This is a genomic window from Anaerococcus marasmi, from assembly GCF_900290195.1.
Taxonomy (GTDB): Bacteria; Bacillota; Clostridia; order Tissierellales; family Peptoniphilaceae; genus Anaerococcus; species Anaerococcus marasmi.
This window is the reverse complement of record NZ_OLMF01000004.1, coordinates 1093378-1118014: the sequence shown is the minus strand read 5'-3', so window position 1 is coordinate 1118014 and position 24637 is coordinate 1093378. Positions and strand designations below refer to the sequence as shown.

At 37.7% G+C, this 24637-nt stretch carries 23 protein-coding genes; 18 read left to right on the top strand and 5 right to left on the bottom strand.

Going from position 1 to position 24637, the window contains the following annotated elements; all coding sequences use genetic code 11:
* Positions 1-23: 23 nt before the first annotated feature.
* Positions 24-743: an MIP/aquaporin family protein gene (locus C7D97_RS05805; protein WP_105301152.1), complete on the bottom strand. Its 720-nt coding sequence runs from the start codon at positions 741-743 to the stop codon at positions 24-26.
* A gap of 268 nt (positions 744-1011) precedes the next feature.
* Here C7D97_RS05805 and C7D97_RS05800 point away from each other — a divergent pair, with 268 nt between their 5' ends.
* The 8 genes from C7D97_RS05800 to C7D97_RS05765 all read left to right on the top strand — a co-directional run bounded on the left by C7D97_RS05800 (position 1012) and on the right by C7D97_RS05765 (position 10630).
* Positions 1012-2145, top strand: a complete 1134-nt coding sequence (locus C7D97_RS05800; protein WP_105301151.1) for a BMP family lipoprotein — start codon at positions 1012-1014, stop codon at positions 2143-2145.
* Between the two features lie 118 nt (positions 2146-2263).
* Positions 2264-3796: an ABC transporter ATP-binding protein gene (locus C7D97_RS05795; RefSeq protein ID WP_105301150.1), complete on the top strand. Its 1533-nt coding sequence runs from the start codon at positions 2264-2266 to the stop codon at positions 3794-3796.
* The gene (locus C7D97_RS05790; RefSeq protein ID WP_105301149.1) at positions 3786-4955 is read left to right on the top strand and encodes an ABC transporter permease; all 1170 of its coding nucleotides are present in this window, start codon (positions 3786-3788) and stop codon (positions 4953-4955) included. Before C7D97_RS05795 ends, C7D97_RS05790 begins: the two co-directional genes overlap by 11 nt.
* Positions 4952-5890, top strand: a complete 939-nt coding sequence (locus C7D97_RS05785) for an ABC transporter permease (RefSeq protein ID WP_105301148.1) — start codon at positions 4952-4954, stop codon at positions 5888-5890. The genes C7D97_RS05790 and C7D97_RS05785 overlap by 4 nt, the downstream gene beginning before the upstream one ends.
* A 52-nt stretch (positions 5891-5942) precedes the next feature.
* Complete coding sequence (locus C7D97_RS05780; protein WP_105301147.1) at positions 5943-7382, top strand: zinc ribbon domain-containing protein; 1440 nt, start codon at positions 5943-5945, stop codon at positions 7380-7382.
* A 102-nt stretch (positions 7383-7484) separates the two neighbouring features.
* Positions 7485-8498 carry a threonine aldolase family protein gene (locus tag C7D97_RS05775; RefSeq protein WP_105301146.1) on the top strand — a complete coding sequence of 338 codons (1014 nt, stop codon included), beginning with the start codon at positions 7485-7487 and terminating at the stop codon, positions 8496-8498.
* 1 nt (position 8499) lies between these two features.
* Entirely contained in the window at positions 8500-8862 is a 363-nt protein-coding gene (locus C7D97_RS05770) for a hypothetical protein (RefSeq protein ID WP_105301145.1), read from the top strand.
* Positions 8852-10630, top strand: coding sequence for an acyltransferase family protein (locus tag C7D97_RS05765; RefSeq protein ID WP_105301144.1), 1779 nt, complete (start codon positions 8852-8854; stop codon positions 10628-10630). Before C7D97_RS05770 ends, C7D97_RS05765 begins: the two co-directional genes overlap by 11 nt.
* 162 nt (positions 10631-10792) lie before the next feature.
* Here C7D97_RS05765 and C7D97_RS05760 read toward each other — a convergent pair whose 3' ends face one another.
* Both C7D97_RS05760 and C7D97_RS05755 read right to left on the bottom strand, forming a co-directional pair.
* Positions 10793-11869: a C40 family peptidase gene (locus tag C7D97_RS05760; RefSeq protein ID WP_105301143.1), complete on the bottom strand. Its 1077-nt coding sequence runs from the start codon at positions 11867-11869 to the stop codon at positions 10793-10795.
* A 67-nt stretch (positions 11870-11936) separates the two neighbouring features.
* Positions 11937-12527: a hypothetical protein gene (locus C7D97_RS05755; protein ID WP_105301142.1), complete on the bottom strand. Its 591-nt coding sequence runs from the start codon at positions 12525-12527 to the stop codon at positions 11937-11939.
* A 71-nt stretch (positions 12528-12598) separates the two neighbouring features.
* On the opposite strand from C7D97_RS05755, the gene glsA reads away from it, so the two are divergent.
* Positions 12599-13528 (top strand): glutaminase A, encoded by a 930-nt coding sequence (glsA, locus tag C7D97_RS05750; RefSeq protein ID WP_105301141.1) that lies wholly within the window; start codon positions 12599-12601, stop codon positions 13526-13528.
* Between the two features lie 318 nt (positions 13529-13846).
* On the top strand, positions 13847-15202 hold the full coding sequence (locus tag C7D97_RS05740; protein WP_105301140.1) for an MATE family efflux transporter: 1356 nt from the start codon (positions 13847-13849) through the stop codon (positions 15200-15202).
* A 51-nt stretch (positions 15203-15253) separates the two neighbouring features.
* On the opposite strand, the gene C7D97_RS05735 is transcribed toward C7D97_RS05740, so the two are convergent.
* Positions 15254-15529: a GNAT family N-acetyltransferase gene (locus C7D97_RS05735; protein ID WP_105301139.1), complete on the bottom strand. Its 276-nt coding sequence runs from the start codon at positions 15527-15529 to the stop codon at positions 15254-15256.
* A gap of 113 nt (positions 15530-15642) precedes the next feature.
* On the opposite strand from C7D97_RS05735, the gene C7D97_RS05730 reads away from it, so the two are divergent.
* Genes C7D97_RS05730 through C7D97_RS05720 form a run of 3 tightly spaced genes read left to right on the top strand, consistent with a single transcriptional unit; the run spans position 15643 to position 17505 of the window.
* Positions 15643-16482, top strand: a complete 840-nt coding sequence (locus C7D97_RS05730) for a nucleoside hydrolase (RefSeq protein ID WP_105301138.1) — start codon at positions 15643-15645, stop codon at positions 16480-16482.
* Positions 16473-16970 carry an FUSC family protein gene (locus tag C7D97_RS05725; protein ID WP_105301137.1) on the top strand — a complete coding sequence of 166 codons (498 nt, stop codon included), beginning with the start codon at positions 16473-16475 and terminating at the stop codon, positions 16968-16970. The genes C7D97_RS05730 and C7D97_RS05725 overlap by 10 nt, the downstream gene beginning before the upstream one ends.
* Positions 16963-17505, top strand: a complete 543-nt coding sequence (locus tag C7D97_RS05720; protein ID WP_105301136.1) for an FUSC family protein — start codon at positions 16963-16965, stop codon at positions 17503-17505. Before C7D97_RS05725 ends, C7D97_RS05720 begins: the two co-directional genes overlap by 8 nt.
* Positions 17506-18487: 982 nt before the next feature.
* Here C7D97_RS05720 and C7D97_RS05715 read toward each other — a convergent pair.
* On the bottom strand, positions 18488-19153 hold the full coding sequence (locus C7D97_RS05715) for a hypothetical protein (protein ID WP_105301135.1): 666 nt from the start codon (positions 19151-19153) through the stop codon (positions 18488-18490).
* Positions 19154-19225: 72 nt separating this feature from the next.
* Between C7D97_RS05715 and C7D97_RS05710 the strand changes: the two genes are divergently transcribed.
* The 5 genes from C7D97_RS05710 to C7D97_RS05690 all read left to right on the top strand — a co-directional run bounded on the left by C7D97_RS05710 (position 19226) and on the right by C7D97_RS05690 (position 23954).
* Complete coding sequence (locus C7D97_RS05710) at positions 19226-19771, top strand: ECF transporter S component (RefSeq protein ID WP_105301134.1); 546 nt, start codon at positions 19226-19228, stop codon at positions 19769-19771.
* Between the two features lie 53 nt (positions 19772-19824).
* Entirely contained in the window at positions 19825-20463 is a 639-nt protein-coding gene (locus C7D97_RS05705) for a CpXC domain-containing protein (RefSeq protein WP_105301133.1), read from the top strand.
* A 51-nt stretch (positions 20464-20514) separates the two neighbouring features.
* Complete coding sequence (locus tag C7D97_RS05700) at positions 20515-21831, top strand: coproporphyrinogen III oxidase (RefSeq protein WP_105301132.1); 1317 nt, start codon at positions 20515-20517, stop codon at positions 21829-21831.
* Positions 21821-23236, top strand: coding sequence for a beta-Ala-His dipeptidase (gene pepD, locus C7D97_RS05695; protein ID WP_105301131.1), 1416 nt, complete (start codon positions 21821-21823; stop codon positions 23234-23236). Before C7D97_RS05700 ends, pepD begins: the two co-directional genes overlap by 11 nt.
* 232 nt (positions 23237-23468) lie before the next feature.
* On the top strand, positions 23469-23954 hold the full coding sequence (locus C7D97_RS05690; protein WP_105301130.1) for an NPXTG-anchored protein: 486 nt from the start codon (positions 23469-23471) through the stop codon (positions 23952-23954).
* Positions 23955-24637 lie beyond the last annotated feature (683 nt).

Below are 24637 nucleotides of genomic sequence, written 5' to 3'. Positions count from 1 at the left end.
CTATTTTCTAATTTCTATAAATCTTATATAAAGATAAAGTTATAGATTACTACTGCTAGTAGACCACCTAATATTGGTCCTACTACTGGAATCCAAGAATATCCCCAGTTAGGGTCTGCCTTGTTTTTGAATGGAAGTACTGCATAGGCAATTCTTGGTCCAAGGTCTCTGGCAGGATTTATAGCATAACCTGTAAGTCCACCCAAAGACATACCGATAGAGACGATTATTCCAAATACTAAAAACTTATCAACTCCGACAGTTCCTGCTCCGTCTACTTGAGAAAGACCTAGAATAGCTAATACGAGTACGAAAGTACCGATTATTTCTGAAAGTAGGTTTCTAAAAGTATTTGGTATAGTTGGAGCTGTACAGAAAGTTCCTCTTACATCAAGTGGTCTATCGCTAGTTGCATCGTAGTGGTCTTTAAAGAGAATATATACCAAAACAGCACCAACGAAGGCACCAGCCAATTGAGCTATGATATAAGCTGGTAAGTCAGAGTAAGCGACATCTCCCTTAAAAGCTAAGGCGATTGATAAAGCTGGGTTAAAGCTTGCGCCAGATAGTTTTCCAAATATAAATGCAGGGACTAGTACTGCAAGACCCCATGCAAATGTGATTTGGACAGAGCCTCCACCTTTTTGTCCACTCTTATTGAGTAAAACGTTTGCTACTACGCCGTCACCGAGTAGTATAAGAATCATTGTTCCGAAAAATTCACCCATTATAATATCTCTCATATTTTCCTCCTAATATAGATATCTGATAAGTAAACAAAAAGCAACAAGTAAAATATATTGTTGCCAGGCTCTTCGGATATTAAATTGTGAAAACATTTACACTTATAGTATAGCACGGACCTTAAAAAATATCAAGTATTTTATTTAAAATTTAAATTGGACATAGAAATTTGATAAAAACAAAACTTTACATACAAACTATGGACAAAATATGAGATATATTATATCATTATTATGTAACTAAACAAGCATAATTAGGGAGGAATATATGAAAATTAGTAAAATTATGTCTGTTGTTTCTGCACTAACTTTATCACTTGCGCTAACTTCTTGTGGAGGAGATACAGCAAATGATAAGAGTGATGATAATGCAAAAGCTCCAGCTGAGACAAGCGAGAGTGCTGATAACAAAGCAGAAGAAAATAAGGATGGCGAAGCTGAAACTCCTACTGGTGAAACAGTAAAAGTTACTATGGTAACTGATGAGGGTGGAGTTAATGATAAGAGCTTTAACCAATCAACTTTTGAAGGACTAAATGATTACAAGGATGAGGGAAAATCTGACTTCGATTATATAGAATCACACTCAACAGCAGATTACCAACCAAACCTTGAATCTGCTCTAGACAGTGAATCAGACCTAATCCTAACTGTAGGTTACGCTTTATACAACGATACAGTTACTGCTGCAAAGCAAAATCCTGATCAAAAATACGCTATAATCGACAATGCAAATATTGACAAGGTAGAAAATCTATTGGGTATTACCTTTGCTGACCACCAAAACTCATTCTTAGCAGGATATATTGCAGGAATGAAATCAGAATCTAACCACGTAGGATTCGTAGGTGGACAAGTATCAGACGTAATTGACAGATTTGAATATGGTTTCAAGGCTGGTGTAAAACAAGCTGCTAGAGAAAAAGGTACTGACATCAAGGTAGATGTACAATACGCAAACAGCTACTCAGACCAAGCTGCTGGCAAGAACATTGCCAACCAAATGTACCAAGAAGGAGCAGATGTAGTAATGCATGCTGCAGGTGGAGTTGGTATCGGAGTAATCGAAGCTGCTAAAGAAAACGACAAATGGGTTATCGGAGTTGACCGTGACCAATCAGAAGAAGCACCAGATCATATGCTAGTTTCTACAATCAAGGGTGTAGGCGATGCAGTTAAACTTGTAATCGATGGGCTTAACAAGGGTGAATTTGAAGGTGGTACAACAAAAGAATTCACACTTGCAGATGGAAAAGCAGTTGATATTGCTTACGCTAAAAACGACCTAGTTAGCCAAGAGGTCAAAGACAAAGTAGAAGAATTGAGAAAAGAAATCGTTGATGGCAAAATTGAAGTTCCACAAAACGAAGAAGAATTCAATTCTATGGGATATGATAAGTAAAATTTAAAATTAGCAGACTTGCTCCTGAGCATTTGGGAGTAAGTTTTCTGCTTTTTTTTTATAATATTTTTTAAATTTATGATATTATAAAGGTAGAAAGTTATTAAGGGGGAAACCTATGAAAAAATATTTTGATAAGGCCCCAGTTGTAAGTATGAGAGATATCACCAAGCGCTTTGGCTCTAAGGAAGTCTTGACAAATATAGACTTTGACCTTCACAAATGCGAAGTCCATGCCTTACTTGGCGAAAATGGTGCAGGTAAGACTACGCTTATGAATATTCTCTACGGCATGTTTCCACCAAACGAGGGAAGTATTACAATTAATGGCAAGACTTTTGCTTCAATGACTCCTAAAAAGGCCATCGAAGCAGGAATAGGTATGGTGCACCAGCACTTTATGCTTATAGAGCCCTTGACTGTGACAGAAAATATAATCCTTGGCTATGAGAAATCCAAGGGTCTATTCCTCGATAGGAAAAAGGCTTACTCTGAGGTAGAAAAGATAAGTAAACAGTACAACCTAACAATCGACCCTAAGGCCAAGGTCGAAGATATATCAGTAGGTATGCAACAAAGGGTCGAAATCCTAAAGGCCCTATATCACGGGGCAGATATCCTAATCTTCGATGAGCCTACGGCAGTTCTTACCCCACAAGAGATTGTGGAATTTATAGAAATAGTCAAAAGACTTACCGAGCTTGATAAGTCAGTCATAATTATAACCCACAAATTATCTGAAATTAAGGCTATGGCTGATACTTGTACTATAATTAGGAGAGGTAAGTTTATAGACAAGGTCGATGTCGAAAGCGTTGACGAAAACATCCTAGCTGAAAAAATGGTAGGCCGTGATGTAAGCTTTAATGTCAACAAGAAAGCGATCGAAAAGGGCGGAGTTGTCCTAAATATCGAGGACCTATGGGTTAAGGATAAGAGGGGGATTGATGCCCTAAAAGGCCTTGACCTAAAGCTTCACGCTGGAGAAATCTTAGGAATTGCTGGAGTCGATGGCAATGGACAGACAGAATTAATCGATGCCATAACTGGAATGACTAAGACAAACAGGGGAAGTGTAAGCCTGAATGGAGTAGATATTACCAACGCTTCTACCAGGAAAATCCTCGATACTGGTATGAATTCTATTCCAGAAGATAGGCAAAAACGAGGCCTAATCTTAGAATATCCGATAAAGGATAATCTAATACTCGAAAGAGTAGGACAAGAGCCATTTTCTACAAAGGGAAGGCTCAACTTCAAAAATATAGATGATAATGCCAAAGATTTGGTAGGAAAATTTGATATTAGACCAGATGATATAGAAGAAAAGGCTGTAAGTCTTTCAGGTGGTAACCAACAAAAGGTAATAATCGCAAGAGAAATCTCAAATAATCCTGACGTTCTAATAGCAGCTCAACCTACTAGGGGACTTGATGTAGGAGCTATAGAATTTATCCACCAATATCTAGTGGAGCTTAGAAATCAAAACAAGGCAGTCCTTCTTATAAGCTTCGAGCTTGACGAGATAATGGACCTATCAGATAGGATTCTAGTGATCTACGATGGCAAAATCGTAGGAGAAAAAGATCCAAAAGAGACAGACGAATTTGAAATAGGAAGGCTTATGGCAGGAGGTATCGATGACAAATAAAGTAAACAAGAAAAAAAGCTTAGGATCATCCAAGATACTTTTTACCATAATATCAATACTTTTAGGACTTTTGGTAGGAGCCTTGGTCCTTGTAATAGCAGGATTTGATCCAATAGAGGGCTTTAGGAATTTATTTCTAGGTATATTTAAGAGCCCGAGGAATATGGGATGGGCAATTGTAACATCGACCCCAATTATCTTGACAGGTCTGGGTGTTGCCTTCGCTTTTAAGACAGGACTTTTCAATATGGGGGCAGAGGGCCAATTTATAATTGGAACTATAGTAGCCTTTCTTGTAGGTTACAATTTAGATCTGCCTCCAGTTCTACTTCCTATAGTAGCCATAGTCCTTGCCATGGTTATTGGGGCAATTTATGGTGCTATAGCAGGTTTTATCAAGGCGAAATTTGGAATACATGAGGTAATTTCTACCATCATGCTCAACTGGATTGCTTTTTACTTCCAAAACTTTATAGTTTATAGATTTAGGCAACCGAACTCTATGAGCTCCTTTAATGTGGCTGATAAGGCAAAGATTACCCTATTTACTGATGCTGCCAAGAGATTCGATGGATTTTTCTCTAAGTTTTTTAGGGCTCCAATCCACTGGGGAACTATTATAGCTATTGTTGCTGTGATTATTGTTTGGTATATTCTAAATAAAACTACCCTAGGTTATGAGCTAAAGGCAGTAGGCCTCAACAAAGAAGCAAGCCAATATGGAGGAATCAACGCAGGAAATAAGATTATCCAATCTATGGCAATCTCTGGAGCAATCTGCTCACTTGCAGGTGTGACCCAAGTTTTAGGCTTTACTTACAACCTATCGATCCTATCTTCCATGCAAAACTTTGGATTCGATGGCTTAGCGGTTTCTCTTCTCGCGTCCAATAATCCTATTGGAGTAATATTTTCAGGACTCTTCTTTGGATCTTTGAAATATGCAGGAGGCAATCTCCAAAGAACTATGGGAGTTCCAAGCGAGATAATCTCAATTATTATAGGAACTATTATCCTCTTTACAGCTGTGCCTTTGGTATTTAGAATCATTAAAGCTAAAATTAGAAACAAAAATTCTAAAAAGAGAAAGGAAGAAACTGCTGTAGACATGTCTTATATAGGCAAAGAGATAGAAGAAGAAAAGAAGGAGGAATTATGATTAATTTTACAATTCTAGCCCTAATCATAGGAAATACCTTCTCAAATGCTGCCCCAGTTCTACTTACTGGACTTGGCGGAATGATGAGTGAAAAATCCGGTGTTGTAAATATCGGTCTTGAGGGAATGATGACTATAGGAGCCCTAACTGGTGCGGTCCTAGGCTACTATGTAGGTAATCCTTGGCTAGCTCTATTAGGAGGAGGGCTTGCTGGAGCTTTCTTTGGCTTAATCCATGCCTTTATCTCTGTAAGTCTTGCTGGAGATCAGACTATATCGGGTATTGCAATAAATACCCTAGCACCTGGTCTTGCGCTTTTCCTTTCGAGATTGTTCTTTAATGGAGCAACCCAAACTCCATCAATCCCACTAGAAAACAAGATACCAAGGCTTTTTAGGGGAATCTCTTCTAATCAAGTCTTTGACAATATATTTGGCCAATATGCGACAGTATATTTATCACTAATCATGGTTCTAGTTTTGTATGTGGTTTTATATAAGACTAAAATAGGCCTTAGGGTAATATCAGTTGGAGAGCATCCAAAGGCAAGTGAGAGCTTAAATATCAATGTTGTAAAGGTAAGATATCTTTCAGTTATATTTTCTGGATTTATGGCTGGCCTTGGAGGAGCGAGCATGTCTCTTGCAGTAGTTTCATCCTTCTCTCCAACCCTAATCGCAGGTCAAGGCTACATCGCCCTTGTTACTGTAATATTTGGTAACTGGAAGCCACAGGGAGTGCTTGTAGGATCCTTATTCTTTGGCTTAGCCCAGGCTATTGCAACCTACCTAGGTTCAACCTCAATAGGCATACCGATAGAATTTATTTCAATGATCCCATACATCGCAACCCTACTTATCCTTATAATATTTAAGGGAAAGAGCTACGCGCCAAAGGCAAGCGGCAAGCCTTACTTTACAGTAGAAGATATATAAAATATAAGAAAATTTTGGGCCTCCATAAGGGGGCCTATTTTTAGGAGAGAGTATGAAATGTAAAAATTGCAATAAAGAGATAGAAGAAAACTCCAAGGTCTGCCCTTTTTGTGGCGAGGAAACGAACCTGAGAGAAGAAGATTTAGAAGAAAGTCGAGAAGAAAGTAAGGACGAGCTTTTAGAAGATAAAAATATAGAAGACGAATCAGAAGACGACTTATCGGCTGAAGAAGACCTAATAGACGATGATGACTATTATGATGAAGATGAGGAAGAAATCTATAAAGACATCAACGAGCTTTTAGAAGAGCTAGGTCCTCCCAAGGAGAATAAGACTAAAAAGCTAATCGCTACAGCCCTACTAGCTATTCTTGTGACTCTCGTGGCTTTTTTTGGCTTCAAAAAATACAAGGATTCCCAAATAGAAGAAGTAAATATTGACCTAAACTACTATCTAAGCATCAGTGCTGTAGGAGAAAATGGAGATGGAGGCCTTGATATTAAATATGATAAGGAAAGCTTCATAAACGACTACGAGGGAAGAATCTATGATAGAAAAAGCAAGGAGCAGGTCTCAACAGCAAGATTGATAGATGAATTGGAAAAAAACACCAGCTTTGGTGTAAGTAAGGAGCATGGTCTTAGTAATGGAGATCTTGTAAATATTACAATAACTATTAATTATGACAAGGCTAAAGACTTTAATATAGAATTTACCAACCAGGCTAGAGACTACCAAGTAGAAGGCCTTAAAGAAAAACAAGGGTCGCCTAGTCCAGATGAGACTCCTAGCGAGGAAGATAAAAAAGACAATCAGAAAAAAGAAGAAGATAAAAAGGAAGAGGACAAGGAAGAAGAGGACGATAAAGAAGAAAAGGAAGAAAATAATCAGGCATCTGATGATAAGAAGGATAAGTTTAGCAAGTATATAAAAGATCATATTGGGGGAAGTGAACTAACCTCAGTTACCAGCCATGAATTTATGGGCAAGGCCAAAAGAAGTAATGATGAAATTTATGTCTATAAGATCAATAGCAAGGAAAAAATTGGAGATATGACCAAGGCCTTTGACTATTATATAGGCTTAATCGATAAGGAAAATGGTATAGAACTAGTAAGAGATGGTCTTATTCACAGAAGCCTAGATGATAAGACAGACACCTACTATGATATATCCTATGAGGGCTTTGCCCTAGTAGATGATCTTTTAAGCTATTTAAATGATGGTAATCTCAAAGTCGACGGCTTAACCTACTACGACAACTTCGAGGCCAAGGAAGAGCCTGCAGGCTACTATTTCCTTGAAGGCTATAGCTTGTTTTTAGATAATGACAAAAATGTAAAACTAGAAACTGGCTCTACTGTCTATACAGGAAAGTGGTCCAAGGATAATAACACCCTAACTTTAGATATCAAATCCTTCAGCAAGGACCCTATCAAGGCCAACATAGTTGGTGGGGAGTTGGAATTTGACGCAGATGTATTTAGATAAGGATGTATTTAGATAAGAACAGGCTCATTAAGAGTCTGTTTTTATTTTAGAAAAACTCCCAAAATCTTTCTTACTTTGTTATAATATAGGAAAGGAGTTTTTATGTATTTTTTTGTTAATGATTATAATTCGATATGCTATCCAGAAATCCTGGATGCTTTAAAAGAAAAAATAGATGAAGCAAATATAGGCTACGGATTCGACGATCACTGTGAAAAGGCCAGAGACCTAATTAGAAAAGCTCTGGGGGACTCTAGTGTAGATATTCACTTTATCCCAGGAGGAACTTCTGCCAATATCGTAGGCTTAAGTCTTGATATGCGCCAACAAGACTCAATCTTTGCCCTAGAAACCGGCCATATCAAGGGCCATGAGGCAGGATCAATTGAGGCGACAGGCCTTAAGGTCGAGCTTTGTCATTCAGATTCAGGAAAATTAAATCGCCATATCCTAGAAAAAGAGCTTGAAAAGTTTGATACTGAATTTAGTACAAGACCTAGAAAGGTATATATATCCAATACCACAGAGCTTGGAGAAGTCTACACCAAGGCTGAAATTATGGATTTATATGATTTCTGTAAGGCCCACGATATGTATCTTTTCATAGACGGGGCAAGGCTTGCGGCAGCCCTCGTCAGTGAAAAGTGCGATTATACTTTGAAAGATTTGACTACTATGTGCGATATATTCTATCTTGGAGGAACCAAGGCAGGATTTCCTTTTGGAGAAGCCCTAGTCATAGTAAATGATAAGCTCAAAAAAGATAGCCTAAAGCTAATCAAACAAAAGGGAGCCATGTTTGCCAAGGGCTTCATATCTGGAATCATGTGGGAGAGAGTCTTTGAAGAAGAAGACTTTTACTTAAGAGGAAGCAGGAAGGCATTCGCTATGGCCAAAAAGCTCTCTTCGGGAATTGAAGCAAAGGGTTATAAGCTTACTTATCCCTTCGAGTCCAATCAGATATTTGTAAACTTAAGTGATGAGGATCTAGAAAGATGGCAAAAGCTTGCCCAATTTGAAGTGATGGATAAGCAAGAAGATAGCAATATCGTAAGACTTGTAACAACATTTAGAACAAGTGAGAAGGACGTTAGGGGATTTTTGGAAGAGATTTAATATGGAATATAAGAAGTTTTTAGAATATTTTGCTAAATTCTCTCTAGGAGTTTTTATCCTCGGAGGAATCTATACAATAGGAAGGCCAAAGACAAAAGCTGTCACAGATTATAGGCTGACCGATGATTTAACCTATACAGGAGATCTCTACCAAGGGAAGTTTCAAGGAAAGGGAGTCCTAAAGACTAAAGAAGGTATCTATAAGGGAGACTTCGATAAGGGCAGAATCGGAAAAGATGGAGTCTTTATAGGCGATAGCTTTTATTATATAAAGGAAAAGGGCCAGGTTAAGATTAAGTTTAATGATGGAAGAATTTACAAGAAGACAAATGGGAAATGGGAGGAAGTAGAAGATGAGAATTAAGGGTCTAGATTATCTCCGTGTCTATGGAATATCTATAATTTTAATTTATCATATCTTCAAGGAAATCCTTCCAGCAGGATTTTTGGGAGTAAATATAATGTTTGTCCTCTCGGGCTTTCTGGTAAGCTTTCATCTTTTGGATGAAGTCTATAAGGATGAGAAAATCGATCTTGTATCCTATTACAAGAAGAGATTTATAAGGATCTTTCCTGGAGTCCTATTCATGATCTTTGTAGTAAGCCTTATGGCCTTTGCTATAAATAAGGACTTCACAGTCTCTTATTTTGACCAGTTTATAGCAAGTCTTTCCTTTACTAGTAATTATTACGAGATACTTTCTGGAGGAAGCTACGAGTCACAATTTGTCAAACACCTCTTTCTTCACACTTGGTTTCTCGCTATAGAAGTCCACTTCTATCTGCTTTGGCCCATACTTACCAACTTCATATATAAGACTAGCAAGGGGAGTAAAAATGTAAAAAAGACCTTCTCCAATAGGTTTTTCCTAACAAGCCTAATCCTCTATATCCTAAGTCTAGGCCTTACCATAGGGATGACCGTGCTTGATAAAAATAGGTCCTTTGTTTACTTTTCTGATTTTACAAGGCTATCTTCCTTCTTTATGGGAGCCTTTGTAGCATGTTTTGTCAAAAGATTTGGCTATAGGAAAATCCCTTACAAAGAAGCAAGCCTTGGGGCAGGACTTATAATTTTACTTATGTCCTTTAGCCTATCATACGATATGAAGATCACCTATATATTAGGATTTTTCCTAACAGACCTTCTTACAATTATTGCAATCCTTGCAGCTGTATCGAATGAAGAGATAGAAGAAGTAAGGCCAGTTAAGAAAATAGCCCCATACACCTACTCGATTTACCTCCTCCACTGGCCAGTTTTTGTTATAATGGAAAGTGCCTTTGACAAACCGACAGCCCTCCTTATGACAATCATAGTAACAGGAATTCTTGTTATGATAAACTATCATATCTTCGAGCCAATCTTTAAGGGAGAGGAGATTGACCTTAGGATATTTAAGATAGATCCAAGCACGAGGGCGAGGATAATCACACTCGTAAGTGTCATGGTAATTTCTTTCGTAAGTGCCATAGGCCTATCCTACGCGTCAGATGATATGGTAAGTCTTGAAAAACAAATTTGGATTTCATCACTTAAACAAGACCTGGGACAAATAGATAAGAACAAAGAGGAAATCGACAAACAAATCTACGAGGACGAAAACCCCGACGAAATCCTAAAAGATAAAGAAGTGACTACGACAATAATTGGAGATTCTGTGCTTTTGGGAAATAGGGAGTATATAGAAGAGAAAATTCCGGGGACTTCTGTAGATGCCGAAGGATATAGGCTCCTAGAGACAGCTCCTGATATTATTGAAGAATACAAGAAGGAAGGAAGACTTGGAGAAATAGTGGTCTTATCTCTTGGGACCAACGCTGTAGAAGATCCGGAAGGATCTCTTGAAAGATTAGTCAAGATCCTTCCTGAAAAGACTAAGCTAGTTCTTGTCTCCTGCTTCGACGATAGATACAATCATCCTCATAGGGTAAGTCTAGCTATGAAAAAAATCGCTGATAAATATAAATTTATAACATACATGCCTTGGGAAGAAGAAGCCATGGACCATCCTGAGTACTACGAAGGAACGGACGGAGTCCACTTCTACGGAATAAAGGATGCCTACGATGCCTACAACAAGTTACTTCAAAAGGCCATACTTGAATCGAGCAAAAAGGAAGGAAAGTAGGTTACCTTAGAATGAATTAATAGAAAAGCAAATCCTTTAGCAAAAGACTTTTTAGCCTTTAATTGGATTTGCTTTTATTTTGTGAAAATTAACAAAGCAAAAGCCCTCTTCTAGGAGGGCTCTGGATAAAAATACTTATCACACGTCTTTATTATACTTTAATTATTCAAAAATTCTCTTGATTACAAATGGATCGTTGATTGGGCTTACTATTACTCCCTGGCCTGGGCTTGCTGCGTGGACCATGTTGCCCATACCATCTGCTATTCCTACATGGTAGATATCGTAATAGCTTGATCCGAAAAATACCAAGTCTCCTGCCTTTTCTTCTCCAAAGGCAATAGTTTCTCCATATTCTGCCTGGCTTTTGGCAAGGTGAGGGAGGGCAAATCCATAGTTTTCGTAGGCTCTTAGGACTAGACCAGAGCAATCTATTCCGTTTTCTTTGGAGACTCCTCCAAAGACATATGGGCTTCCTACGTAGTCTAGGGCGTAGTTGTAGATACTCTTACCGATTTGAGAATCGTCACTTTCTATGACCTCACCGTCATCGTCGGTAAAGTAGGTCACATAGATAACTTCATAGACTACTTCTTCTTCCTGGTTTTCTTCTTCCTCTAGCCTTTCATATTTTTCCTTAGTTTCGTTGAGCTTTTTGTAGTTTTCCTTAAGCTTTTCTATATATTTCTTATCTCTTTTGGATAAGTCGAGACTTGAAATCTTAACGAAACCTACTTGCTCGTCCATATCTACGTCTTTGTCTTTTAGCTTATCATTTTCATCAATATTAATCTTTTTATTCTTAGCATCTTTTGGATTGTAGGCGACCTTTACATAGTCTGTGCCTTCCACAAAGTCTAGGATAGTAAGCTTAGTTGGGCTAAATAAGCTATAGGGATTCTTGTTTTTGGCGTTTTTGTCTGGAGCGGTCTTTAGATCGCAAGTCTTTAAGACTTTGACATCCTTTAATCTATAAAACCAGTCCTTTCCCACGTAGGACTTTTCTCCTTCAAAGTCTATAGTATACCAGAACTCATCTTCTGCCTTTATTTCATATCTCGTAAAGTCTTCTATGCCTCCTAATATTTCAGCATAGTTTGACTTTTCACTTCTTACATTCACTCCTTCAGTCTTTTCCCTATCTAACATTATGCTATCAGCTTGGGTTGTTTTTGGATAGGCTAAGATAAGGCCAGCTAGGATAAGACTTTTTGTTAATAATCTCTTCTTAAAATTCACTAGTATTCTCCTTGCAATAATCTCTATATCTATTATAGCATAGATTGCTAATTAATTAAGGAGAAATTTAGAAGTTCTCATAAAACTCATAGGCAAAGTCGACAAGCCCTTTCGAAAAATCATTTCTTAGATAGGCTGGGTCTAGGTGATTGATCCTAACTCTATCTAGACCGTCGGCATCCTTGAAGTATTTGGAAAGGACTTTTGCCCTATCGAAGTCACTTTCTTTCACAAATTCTCTTATAGTCTCATCCATTATCTCATCTTCCCTGGAGTGGGCAGCGATTACTGCCCTTAGAATATCTAGGTCACTTTCCTTAAGGTCGTGAGCGTAAGGGGTAGACTTCTCGGCAGCCCTTTGTCCATGCTCTGTGTCCCATCCGTCGTTTTGCCTTTGGGTATCGTGTAAGCTTGCAGCGTTGATTAATATATAAGTATCGTCATCATCTAGCTTGTAGGCATAGGCTAGGAGGACAGAGTAAAAGATTACCCTTTCTATGTGATTTTTGCCGTGAATATTCGATACAAAAAGTATATCGTAATTTAATTTCTCGTAGGCTTCTACTAGCTTGTCATAATAAATCGATTCCATAAAACCTTTATAAAAATCGTATTTCTTTATCCATTCATCATTATTTAAAATATCTATAACTCTCATAATAACTCCTTTATAATATTGTACAACATATTTTATACTTGATAAAGGGTATCATGTATAAGAGGTGACTTATGTTATATAATAGAGAATTAATTTGTGAGAAATTAGAATATGCAATCGAAAAAAGTAAAGACTACATAGGGATGGGGGAACCTGCAAGCTATATACCAGAGCTTTTGAATGTGGATAGCGATAATTTCGCCTTCTCGCTCGTAACGAATAATGGAGATATCTTTAACTTCGGAGATGAGAATATAGTTTTCTCCATCCAGTCCATATCAAAAATTGTAGATCTAATAATTGCCCTAACTGATAACAACCCCCAAGATGTCTACGATAAGGTGGGCAGTGAGCCAACCAAATACGAGTTTAACTCTCTTGTCCCAATAGGGGATAGGGCGGCCAATCCCTTTATCAATGCAGGTGCCATTACTACGACTTCTATGATATTCGGAAGGGATAATGAGGAGAGATTTGAAAGAATCCTAAACTTCTATCAGAGAATATCGGACTTTAGGGAAAGTGAGTTGATGGAAGATGTCTTCGATTCTGAGATGAAGACTGCAGATAGAAACAAGGCCATAGCCTATTATCTTAAGAGTAAAAATATTTTCACAGCAAATCCCGACGAGGTCCTAGGCCTTTATATCAAGTCTTGCTCCATAAGCTCTAACATCGAAGGTCTTGCAACCATGGGAGCAGTCCTTGCCAACAAGGGTTATGGGGTCAAAAATAGGGACATGTTAGTGCCAGAATCAATCGTCCAAATCGTAGTTAGCCAAATGGCATCCTGCGGCATGTACGAAAACTCTGGCGATTATCTAATGAATGTAGGTATCCCATCCAAATCTGGTGTAAGTGGGGCCATAGTAGGAGTTGTCCCAGGAGTATGCGGCCTTGCCGTCTATTCTCCAAGACTTGATAAGACCGGCAACTCTGTCAGGGGTAAGGAACTTTTTAAAATCATCTCCCAGGACTTGGGTCTAAATATTTTTGTTTAAATTATCCCCCTTCTCTTGACTTTAATATATTAGTAAAAATAGACAAGGAAGAGTAATAAATAAATTAGAGAAAGGCTAGGGGCATTTTATTTTGATGAAAAACCCTGCAAGTAAAAGGAGGGTCACTTGGCCAATATACTCCATGGCGCTTCTCATACCGTGGAGGAGTAAGGCTTCCTCTCCTTAAAAAAGCTGGCTGCTTCTTTTAATTTATTATCTTTTAAAGCTTTCATTTAAAGCTCTTCTAAAATCTAGGAATATCCTTGATTTTGTACATATTTTATAAGGTATAATTATTTTATAGCAAAAGGAGATAAAATGAAAAACAATTTATTAAAATCTTATCTTAAATATTTGATACCGACTATATTGACTATGATTTTATTTTCTACCTATACTATGGTAGATGGGATCTTCGTAGGTCAGGGAGTGGGGGCTAAAGGAATTTCTGCGGTAAATGTCGCCATGCCTTTTATAACCTTGACCTTTTCACTTTCGATTTTGATATCCATAGGAAGTCTGAATCTAATCACCTACCAATTAGGCAAGGATGACAAGGAGAAGGCAGACGAGTTTTTCTCGATTGGTCTTGTCCTATCCCTAATAGTTGCTATAAGCATATCGGTCTTAACTTATATCTTTATGGATCCTTTGATCAAGCTTTTGGGAGCAAGTCCTGAGATAAGTCATATCGTAAAAGATTACTTGTCTGTTATAATATTTTTCACTCCATTTTATGTCATGGCCTACGTCTTCGAGATTATGGTCAAGGCTGATGGTAAGCCAATAATTTCTACGATTTTGATGATAGTATCAGCCCTTACAAATATTATCCTAGACTATGTATTTATTTTTCACTTCTATATGGGAGTGAGGGGAGCGGCTATTGCTACAGGGATCGCCCAAGTCCTACCGACCATAGGCTATGTGGCTTATTTCCTTTCTCCTAGAGCCAAGCTTAAGTTTAGAAGATTTAAGCTTAAGTTTTATAAGATTAAAGAAATCATATCCTATGGCTTCCCAGCAAGCCTTAATGAGCTTTCTTCTGGTTTTGTGATTCTTTTGTTTAACAATGTAATCTCAAACTATTACGGAACAGAGGGACTTGCAGCCTTTTCTGTAATCTCTTATATAATGATATTTGTTGTAAATACAATGATTGCAGTTAACCAATCAAGTCAGCCCCTTCTTTCTTTCTATTTCGGTAAGGAAAGCTATGAGGATGTATTAAGGATAAGAAAGTACATGCTAAGGACGGTTGCTCTATTAAGTATTATGATCTTTGCGGTTATCGAGCTTGAGCCAGAGTTTTTTGTAAATGTCTTTATAGCAGATTATGAAGAAGCTTTCCTTCCCTTTGCTGTAAAAGCCTTGAGGATCTTTGCCCTATCATACCTTATCATGGGCTTTAATATCATAAATGCAGGCTATATGACCTCAGTAAAGAAACCTCGATATGACTTCTATATAACTATCGTAAGAGGCTACGCCCTAATGTCTGTTTTAGTCTACGCCTTGCCTCTAATCTTTTCTAGGGAGATAATCTGGCATGTGGCGACTATAATAGAACTTGTGACTTTAATATTTTCTATATTCTTGATCAGAAGAGAGAGAAAGGAAATCCATAAGTTAGAAAGAATTCGTGATAAGCATATCAAGAAAAAATACCAATGAAAAAAGAGTGTTCACGGGAGAAATCCATGAACACTCTTTTTCTTGTGAGGACTATCTTGCATCGACATCTTTGTATTTTTCATCTTCGTCGAATTTCTTTACTGCGTAGGAGCAGATAGGAAGTATCTTCTTATTATTTTCCCTAGCAGCAGCAACTACTTCATCTAAGAGCTTACCAGCAAGGCCCTGGCCGCCGTATTTTTTATCTACAACTGTGTGGGTAATCTTGTATAGGCCATCACTTTCTTCAAATTGGCAAAAACCAACCTTTTTTCCATCATCTATGGCTTGAGCTTCTTTTTCTTCTTTGTTAAAAATAATTTTCATATTATCACCTCATATATTTCTTACCCAATTGTTGAAATTTTAATAAAAGCTTCCTCTAAGCTACTTTGAAAAGCAAGAGAAAATTTAGTATAGTAAGGTCAAAGTGAGGTATTATGGAAAAAGAAAAAGCGTTTTTATATATAGATACAAATTTCTCAAACGATGAGGCCCTTATGCTCGATATGGCCTTTAGGTCCTTTAACTTCGAGCTAGTAGGCCTTTCATCAATCAGAAGCCAAATGACAGCAGAAGCTGGAGCAGATAATATTCTAGGCCTTAATGAAAGTCACGAACTCTTCCTTCCTATAGCAAAAGGCTACGAAAAAAATCTCAAGGAAGATCAAATGGCTACTAAGGCAGGAGATATCTTTCACTACAAAAATCACAAGGATTATCTGGAAGAGATAGATATAGAAGATCATATCTATGACATAGCCCAAGATTGTGGCAAGATTGATATTATCGCTACAGGTCCCCTAACTAATATAGCAAGGGCCCTAGACAAATACGAGGACCTAGAAGATTATATATCCCATATCTTCATCAGCGGGGGCAATCTTTACGGACCTGACTTTAATTTCAAGGAAGATCCTCAGGCCATAAACAAAATCCTAAACTCATCTATCGATATTTTTATCCTAGCCAAAAACCTAGCAGATGGGATAGAAGTGACAGGTTCCTTCCTAGAAGCTCTTGATAGAGATAATAAAAACAAAGAGATTATAGAAAGACTTAGGGCTGATAAGGATAAAAGATTCCTATACGGCCCACTCCTACTTTATCTAGTAGAAAAGCCAGAAGCCTTTATCTTTGAAGAAACAGGTATTAAGGTAGATGATGAGGAAAATGTTGGAGAGATGATCAGGGTTAATTCTAGAAGAAAGGTCTATCTAGCCAACAGAGTAAATGAAGAAAGCTTCTTAGAATATATCGAAGGCAAATTATGCAAATAAAAAAACCGGGAGCAAGGATCATAAAAACTGGCCTTGCCCTATTTCTATCAATGATTCTTTCTAGCCTAAGGGCAAGCGGCCTTCCCTTTTATAGTGGGATTGCAGCGATAATTTGCATGCAACAAGACGTAGCTTCGACCTTCGTAAAGGGAATAAATAGGGCAGTTGGAACTATAATCGGTGGACTAACAGGACTAGTCTACCTTCTATACATACAAGAAGATAAGATCCCTCAGCCAGTAAACATCCTTCTTCTTTCAATAGCCGTAACTATTCTTATCTGGGTACTTGCGAGTTTTGAGAGAAATCTTGCCATAACCATTGCTGCAATTGTATTCTTATCAGTTACTATCAACCACGCTCATGATGCGGCTGGACCTGTCGTCTTTGCCTTAAATAGGATAATTGACACCATAATAGGAATATTTACAGCCCTATTTGTAAATTGGTTAGATTTTAAATATAGAAAAGGAGAAAGCCATGGCTAAAATATCAACAATAAAAAGGCCAGGACTTAGGATAATAAAAACAGTCCTCGCTGTATTTCTTTCCATGGTAATATCAGAACTAAGACCAGGAGAAGGCCTTCCAATAAATTCTTCCATAGCAGCAATAATCTCTATGCAGACCAACCTAGTAGATACTAAAGATATAGGATTAAACAGGGTAATAGGAACAATCCTTGGAGGTATTATAGGGCTAATCTATCTAATAGTGATCCCAGATTTTAAGGAGCCTTATATCCTAGACTTCTTCCTAATGAGCCTAATAGTAGGCCTAATAATATGGATCATGGCCCATCTAAAACGCTACAATGCCCTAACCATAATGGCCATAGTATTTTTATCAATTACCTTAGATAACGTAAACCAAACAACAGACCTCCCAGTCCTTTTCGCCTTCAACAGAACCCTAGATACATTGATAGGAGTAGTAATATCGATAATAATAAACGGAGCGGAAATTTCTTATAGGAAAAGAAAGTTTCTTAAGAAAAATGGGATAGACAGGTGGGAGAGGTAGATATTTTTTATTGAAATATCTTTGGCTAAAAATTATTTAATATTTAATGTATCTATGTATTAGAATATATCTTCGAGCAGGGTTGGACCCTTCGAACCCTTGGGGGAACGCTAAGGGGGCGGCAGAGGCCCCCTCCAGCTTTCCCCCAAGCCCCCTTTTCCCTCACCCCCTCTGCTCCTTAGCGGAGTGCGAAATCAGTTGATTGGCTAACGCCAATCTTTTTTGTAGGCAGAACTTCTTCGTTTTAGTTTTTTTTAAGCTGGGAATTCCTAATCATCATTCGCTAAAAATTTATAACTCGCTTCGCTCAAACAGATAAATTTTCTTAACGCTCACTCTGATTATACATGCTTCTCGGTAAAGGTTATTTGGAAGATATGCTAAAGCATAATATGTATTCTTATCTAAATAAACCAGAAAATTCTTAGTAGCTTCGCTACACCAGAATTATATAAATATGTGATTTTTAAAATATAATATGATACGCTTTGCGTAAGCAAAGCTAACCCCTTTCTCTACACTGTGAACGAGTAGAAATGTCTAATCAAGTCTCTCGTTAAGAAAATCGATTTGTTTGAGCGATAGCGAGTTATCGATTTTTAGAGAGACGGAGATTAGACATTGTTAAATCCAAGGATAAGTAAGACGAAGGAATCCCCCTACCAACAAAGATTTGCGGAGCAAATCGACCTTTTTCGCACTCCGCTTAAGGAGCAGAGGGGGTGAATGACAAAGGGGTCAAGGGGAAAGGGTAGAGGGGGCCTCTGCCGCCCCCTTAGCCTGTCCCCTTGGGTTCGAAGGGTCCAACCCTGCTTCATGAAAAATCTTAATACATAGATATATTTTTCCCAAAAAATTTAATCTAAAATATTTTCAAGAATACCTTCGTATCTTTCAAGGTTTCGAAGGGTCCAACCCTGCTCGAAACCATATTTTAATACATAAATATATTCAATATCTAAAATATTTAGTCTCAGATATTTTAAAATATCTCCTTCCCAATTTTAATATTCACCCCATCCAAAAGCTCAGCTTTAAATGGGCTATTTTCTAGAAATCCTTTTATAAATTCATATCTCATTTGGTGGTATTTGGATTTTTTCTTATTATTTTCTACTCCACTTATTTTTCCTATTTCAAATGATTCGTGGCTATCGTGGTCGTGGCCACCCTCGCAGCTGTCTGTTAGGGAATCTTCTGGGTTTATTGCCTCTTCTTCGTATTGTTGATGTAGATTAGTGTCTGTTATTAGAAGTAGGTTACCGTCTTGATCCATTCCTGCTCTTAGGGCTCTGTCGCATGGCATGCCGTCTAGAAGTCTTAGGTTTAGTTTATCGAAGACTTCTTCGAAGTTATCAAGTTTTTCCTTACTTCCTTCGATTTTTCCTAGTTCGTAGAATTTTTCTTCTGGATTTTTTGATAAGTTTATAGCCTTGGCTAGTCTGTTTTCAACCATATCGATCCTAGAAGATAGCCAGCCGTGGATATTTTCTTGGTCGACTAAGTCTTCTAAAGGATCTGTCTTTACTTTTGGAAAGTCCTTATCGATTTCTTCTGTCTTTCCTTCCATTAGATAATCTGTTATTTTATCTTGAAATTTAATTTTGTCATACATCATGTAATGTATTGGTCCTAAATTTTTACTCATTTTATCACCTCTTATATTTTTACTTTACAATTTGTGTTATACTATAAATGAAATAAATTTCGAGGAGGTTTTATGAATAAAAATCTAACAACCAAAAAGTTGGTTTATGTTGCGCTTTTTACTGCTTTAGTCTACATATTTTCCAGATTTTTCCAAATCCCAGTCGTGACACCTTTCGGTCAGACTAGATTTCATTTAGGAAATGTATTTTGTCTTTTGGCAGGAATCCTTATGGGTCCAGGCTTCGGTGGGCTTGCAGCAGGACTTGGATCTGCCTTGTTTGACTTATTTGACCCAGTATATTTTACTTCAGCACCTATAACTTTCGTCACAAAGTTTGCCCTAGCCTTTGTTGCAGGAGCAATTTATAGGAAGAGAAGAGAGCTTGTCGATAAGAAAAGACTAGCATTTGCAGCAATCTTTGGTCAGCTTACCTATGTTTTTTTATATCTACTAAAGACTTATATTACAAACAAATTTGTCATGGGCTTTACTAATGAAGCTGTCATGGCAGAGCTTATACCAAAGGCGGGAGTTTCTCTATTTAACGCCCTAATTTCTGTAATTATAGCCTTTATCCTTGCCATGCCTTTGCTAAAATCAGTAAAATTTGAATAAAACAGGCTCTTTTGGGTATTTATTAACTTAGAAAGAAAAATGAAGGGGTTATTATGAAGGAAAGATTAAAAGAATTTCACATGACTTGTCCAGAATGTGGTCATGGTTTTGATGGTGAATTTAATACAGCAGTTTTTGAAGATTCAATCGAGAGGGAGAAAATCCTAGATGGGACTTTTGCTCAAGCGACATGCCCTGAGTGTGGGCATGAGTTTGTCCTAAACTACAGATTTGTCTACACGGATGACTCTCTTAAGTTTATGATTATCAACGATCCGAATTTCGTCGATGTTAAAAACAGGATTGCCCTAAGGTCTTCTTTCAAGCTCCTTGATGTAGTAAGGAAAAACGAGGCAGAGAAGTTTGAAGTAATCCTTACTACAGATATAAATGATTTAAGAGAAAAGATTATCCTAATGGAAGCGGGACTTTCCCTAAGGGCAATTGAGCTTATGAAATATATCCTCTTAGAAAGCGATGACCTAAGCCTAAGTCACGACCAAGCAGCAAGCTTCCGCTACGGTCTAGATGAGTCCTTTGATATCCTAACTAGGGGAGGAGATTCTATGAAGCTTCCTTTCCTAAGAGAAATCTATGAGAAAATCTACGACCAATATAGTCCATACTTTGAAGAAAAGGCTGAAGTGATAGATAGGGCTTGGGCCTTCGATTTTCTTAAGAAGATTAAGTAAGAAGCGGTTCGCCGCTTTTTTTATTTAAGGAAATTCTAGTATAGTATCCCTATGAAATTTTACGTCGCAAATAGTAAGAAAAGAAAACAAGTTTATGACATATTAAATATCTTCTATGACCATGATGACTTGGTTTTTGATGAAGATGCTAGTCTAAAAGTATATGATGAGGAAATTATATTTGGCGAAGGGAAGATAGCCTACAAGGAGGCTGATCTTAAAAGAACTCTCTACGAGCTTTTTGTAAAAGAGACAGGCTATAAGTCTCCTTGGGGTTATCTTACAGGGTCTAAGCCATCCAAGCTCTTAGAGAAGATGAGTCCAATAGATCTTAAGGAAAAGTATTTTCTAAGTGATAAGAAGCTTAAGATCCTTGAAGATATCAGGAACTTACAAGAGTCCATGTCTTTTGATCCACAAGACTTCTCCATTTACATCAACATTCCCTTCTGTCCTACTAGGTGCAAGTACTGCTCCTACCCTACCATTGTGGGAGATAGGAAGGAGAAGGGAGAATATATATCATCCCTAATCTATGAGATAGAAAATATCAAGCTTCCTCAAAGGCTCGACGCCATATATATCGGCGGTGGAACTCCTTCCTTTATAGACGAAGATGACTTAGAAAGGCTTCTTTCTGCAATAAATAAGAAATTTTCCTACAAGGAATTTACCTTCGAGGCAGGAAGGGAAGATACCCTAAATACAAGAAAGCTAGAAATCCTAAGAGAAGGAGGAGTAGGCCGTATCTCTTTAAATCCCCAGTCCTTTAACAAAGAAATTGTCGAAAGAGCAGAGAGGACTTACGACTATGACCACTTCCTAGAAATCTACCAAAAGGCAAAAGACCTTGGTTTTATAGTAAATATGGACTTTATTATAGGCCTTATTGGAGAAAGTAGCGAGCTTTTTAGGAGAAACTTCGAACTCCTCGAGACATTAAAGCCAGACAATATAACCTTCCATGCCCTAGCTATGAAGGTGGGAAGTAAGTATTTTGAAGGAAAAGTCAAGGCCGAAAGGGGAGAGAGCCTTAAGATAAGCCAAATGATAGGAAATTTCGTAGACAAAAACTCCTACAAGCCCTACTATCTCTATAGGCAAAAGAACATAGTATCCAATCTCGAAAACGTAGGCTATGAGAGAGGTGGGACTTCCCAAAGATATAATATTATAATCAATGAAGAGAAAGAATCTATCATAGGTCTTGGCATGAATGCCAACACTAAGTTTATGAATGGGAAGAAATTTAGAAATTCTAGAAACCTAAGGGACTACTTTGCCAAGGTCCAAGAGGAAATTTGGGCTAAAAATGAAATGATTAATGAGTATAATAAAGACAAACATAGGAGGAATTATGGAAATTAAAAATATAGAACCAAAAGAAGTATTTGCTAACTTTTATGAGCTAAGCAGAATACCAAGAGAATCAGGAAATGAAAAGGCAGTATCAGACTTTCTTGTAAACTTTGCCAAAGAGAGAAAGCTTGAAGTAGTTAAAGATGAAGCTCTTAATGTAATCATCAGAAAAGAAGCTTCTAAAGGCTACGAAGATAGACCAACCGTTGCCCTCCAAGGCCATATGGACATGGTTTGTGTAAAAGAAGACGACTCAGACCACGACTTTGCCAATGACCCAATCGAGCTTCTAGTAGAAGATGGCTGGCTTACAGCAAATGGGACAACTCTTGGGGCAGATGACGGAATCGGAGTTGCCTTTATTATGGGAATCCTTGATGATGACAAGCTAGAGCATGGACCAATCGAAGCCATCATCACAACAGGCGAAGAAACATCCATGGTTGGAGCCAACGCCCTAGACCTATCCCAACTTAAGGCAGACTATCTAATAAATATCGATTCAGAAGAAGAAGGGGTCCTTACCATAGGTTGTGCTGGAGGACTTGACCTTGAGATAGAATTTAAGAAAGATTATGAAGATATAAGCGGAGATTTCATAGCAATTGAGCTTTCTGGCTTTGAAGGCGGCCACTCTGGTATGGAAATTGATAAATTTAGAGCTAACGCTATTAAAACCCTAGCCAGACTTCTTCACAAAATAGAAGGCGTACAAATCGCAGACATCAAGGGTGGAGTTAAGAGAAATGCCATCCCAACTACAGCCTACGGCCTAGTAGCAGTTAAGGATAGGGATAAGGCTATAGAAGAGATTGAAAAAAGAATTAAAGATGTCCTAAACGAATACAAGGACTCAGATCCAAAAGGAAAAATCACTGTAGAAAAGAGAGAATATGATGGCAAAGTCCTAAGCCAAAAAGTAAGTAAGGACATCCTAGATGCAATCTTTGCCCTACCAGATGGACTTTACAAAAAATATAAAGACAACATCGTAACATCATCAAACCTTGGTCTTCTAGAAAACAGAGAAGACACCATAATGTTTCACTCAATGATCAGATCTGAAGTAGACTCTGCTAAGCTAAATAGGGCAGAAATCGCCATGGCAATAGTAGAAAGATTCGGTGGATCTTACGAAATAACCAACCAATACTCAGGCTGGCAAAGAGAAGAAACACCACTAATAGATTTAGCCAACGAAACATGGAAAGCAATCCACGGAGATGATCTAATAGTAGGAACAACCCACGGTGGACTAGAGTGCGGTCTATTCAAAAAAGAAATTCCACAAGTAGAAATGATCTCCTTCGGCCCAGAAATCCAAGGAGCCCACTCACCAGCAGAAAAATGTAATATAGAATCAGTTGCTAATAACTATAAGTTCTTGGTAGAGCTTTTGAAGAAAATAAAATAAAATTCCTATAAACTGGCCCTTAGGGGCTAGTTTTTTGGTGGAGATATTTATATATCTGAGACTAAATATTTTTAGGAAATTAAATATAAATAACAAGGCCTATAAAGCCCTACATTTCAATCTATAAGTAAGTACATAATTACCACAAAAATTTGCTTTTTCACGCTAAATAGTTTATAATATCCCTAGAAGTAATATATTCATTAATTTTAAAATAAGAAAGGATATCTAAATGAAAAAACAAAATATTTTGGCATTAGCCTTAGCGGCTGGCCTTGTAATGGGCGGTAGCAATGCATATGCAGCAAACGTAGTAGAAGATACTACACCAAATACAAATGTTTGGGAAGATGTAACACTAAATACAAATGTCAAAGAAGACACAACACCAAATACAAACGTTTGGGAAGATAAAACACCAAACACAAACGTAAAGCCAGACACTGATCCAAATCCAAATGTAAAACCTGACACTGACGAAACTCCAGAAGTAAAACCTGAAGAAAAACCAGAAGTAAAACCTGAAGAAAAACCAGAAGTTAAGCCGGAGGAAAAACCAGAGGTTAAGCCTGAAGAAAAACCAGAAGTTAAACCTGAAGAAAAACCTGTTAAAAAGAACGATAACCCAAAAACAGGTGTAGCAGGTATGTCTACAGTGGCATCTCTTGCAGCAGTATCTCTTGCTGGAATCGTAGCTACAAGAAAAAAGAATAACTAATCTTACAAAAGAAAATATTACTTGAAGCTGGCCCTTAGGGGTCAGTTTTTTGCTGGAGATATTTATATTTAAATATCTGAGACTAAATATTTTAGATATTAGTGTATCTTGATATTAGAATATTTCTCTAAGCAGGGTTGGACCCTTCGAACCTCAGGGAGACAGTCTAAGGAACCCGTAAATTATTTAATATAGTTTATATTGAACTTTTTAGAAATAGTATATCTGGGTAATTAAAATCCATTTCTTATGAAGGCGTCCCTTCGAACCTCTGGGAGACAACCTCTTGGGGCTTTCCGCATGCCCCATCCGGTTTTCTCCCAGGCCCTCTTTTCCACTCAACCCCGCGGGCGGCCTCGGCAGGGGCCAATAAAAGGAAGAAGTTCGCTCCGCGAATTCCTCTTAAGTATTGGGGTAGGCTTTCATATAGAAAGCCTTATTGAAGAAAGATGTAGGCTTGCATAGGCAAGCCTTTTTTAGTGCGAAAAAAATATGATACGCTTTGCCAAGCAAAGCTTACAGCTTCCATTACTCATAGACGATTAGCATGTATAATCAGAGTGAGCGTTTAGAAAATTTATCTGTTTGAGCGTAGCGAGTTATAAATTTTTAGCGAATGATGATTAGGAATCCCCAGCCTTAAAATAAACTAAAACGAAGGGTTCCGCCTACTAAAAAAGATT

Excerpts from the sequence above, each read along its gene's own strand:
- C7D97_RS05805 (WP_105301152.1), bottom strand. The coding sequence starts at position 743 with ATGAGAGATATTATAATGGGTGAATTTTTCGGAACAATGATTCTTATA.
- C7D97_RS05800 (WP_105301151.1), top strand. The coding sequence starts at position 1,012 with ATGAAAATTAGTAAAATTATGTCTGTTGTTTCTGCACTAACTTTATCA.
- C7D97_RS05795 (WP_105301150.1), top strand. The coding sequence starts at position 2,264 with ATGAAAAAATATTTTGATAAGGCCCCAGTTGTAAGTATGAGAGATATC.
- C7D97_RS05790 (WP_105301149.1), top strand. The coding sequence starts at position 3,786 with ATGACAAATAAAGTAAACAAGAAAAAAAGCTTAGGATCATCCAAGATA.
- C7D97_RS05785 (WP_105301148.1), top strand. The coding sequence starts at position 4,952 with ATGATTAATTTTACAATTCTAGCCCTAATCATAGGAAATACCTTCTCA.
- C7D97_RS05780 (WP_105301147.1), top strand. The coding sequence starts at position 5,943 with ATGAAATGTAAAAATTGCAATAAAGAGATAGAAGAAAACTCCAAGGTC.
- C7D97_RS05775 (WP_105301146.1), top strand. The coding sequence starts at position 7,485 with ATGTATTTTTTTGTTAATGATTATAATTCGATATGCTATCCAGAAATC.
- C7D97_RS05770 (WP_105301145.1), top strand. The coding sequence starts at position 8,500 with ATGGAATATAAGAAGTTTTTAGAATATTTTGCTAAATTCTCTCTAGGA.
- C7D97_RS05765 (WP_105301144.1), top strand. The coding sequence starts at position 8,852 with ATGAGAATTAAGGGTCTAGATTATCTCCGTGTCTATGGAATATCTATA.
- C7D97_RS05755 (WP_105301142.1), bottom strand. The coding sequence starts at position 12,527 with ATGAGAGTTATAGATATTTTAAATAATGATGAATGGATAAAGAAATAC.
- glsA (WP_105301141.1), top strand. The coding sequence starts at position 12,599 with ATGTTATATAATAGAGAATTAATTTGTGAGAAATTAGAATATGCAATC.
- C7D97_RS05740 (WP_105301140.1), top strand. The coding sequence starts at position 13,847 with ATGAAAAACAATTTATTAAAATCTTATCTTAAATATTTGATACCGACT.
- C7D97_RS05735 (WP_105301139.1), bottom strand. The coding sequence starts at position 15,529 with ATGAAAATTATTTTTAACAAAGAAGAAAAAGAAGCTCAAGCCATAGAT.
- C7D97_RS05730 (WP_105301138.1), top strand. The coding sequence starts at position 15,643 with ATGGAAAAAGAAAAAGCGTTTTTATATATAGATACAAATTTCTCAAAC.
- C7D97_RS05725 (WP_105301137.1), top strand. The coding sequence starts at position 16,473 with ATGCAAATAAAAAAACCGGGAGCAAGGATCATAAAAACTGGCCTTGCC.
- C7D97_RS05720 (WP_105301136.1), top strand. The coding sequence starts at position 16,963 with ATGGCTAAAATATCAACAATAAAAAGGCCAGGACTTAGGATAATAAAA.
- C7D97_RS05715 (WP_105301135.1), bottom strand. The coding sequence starts at position 19,153 with ATGAGTAAAAATTTAGGACCAATACATTACATGATGTATGACAAAATT.
- C7D97_RS05710 (WP_105301134.1), top strand. The coding sequence starts at position 19,226 with ATGAATAAAAATCTAACAACCAAAAAGTTGGTTTATGTTGCGCTTTTT.
- C7D97_RS05705 (WP_105301133.1), top strand. The coding sequence starts at position 19,825 with ATGAAGGAAAGATTAAAAGAATTTCACATGACTTGTCCAGAATGTGGT.
- C7D97_RS05700 (WP_105301132.1), top strand. The coding sequence starts at position 20,515 with ATGAAATTTTACGTCGCAAATAGTAAGAAAAGAAAACAAGTTTATGAC.
- pepD (WP_105301131.1), top strand. The coding sequence starts at position 21,821 with ATGGAAATTAAAAATATAGAACCAAAAGAAGTATTTGCTAACTTTTAT.
- C7D97_RS05690 (WP_105301130.1), top strand. The coding sequence starts at position 23,469 with ATGAAAAAACAAAATATTTTGGCATTAGCCTTAGCGGCTGGCCTTGTA.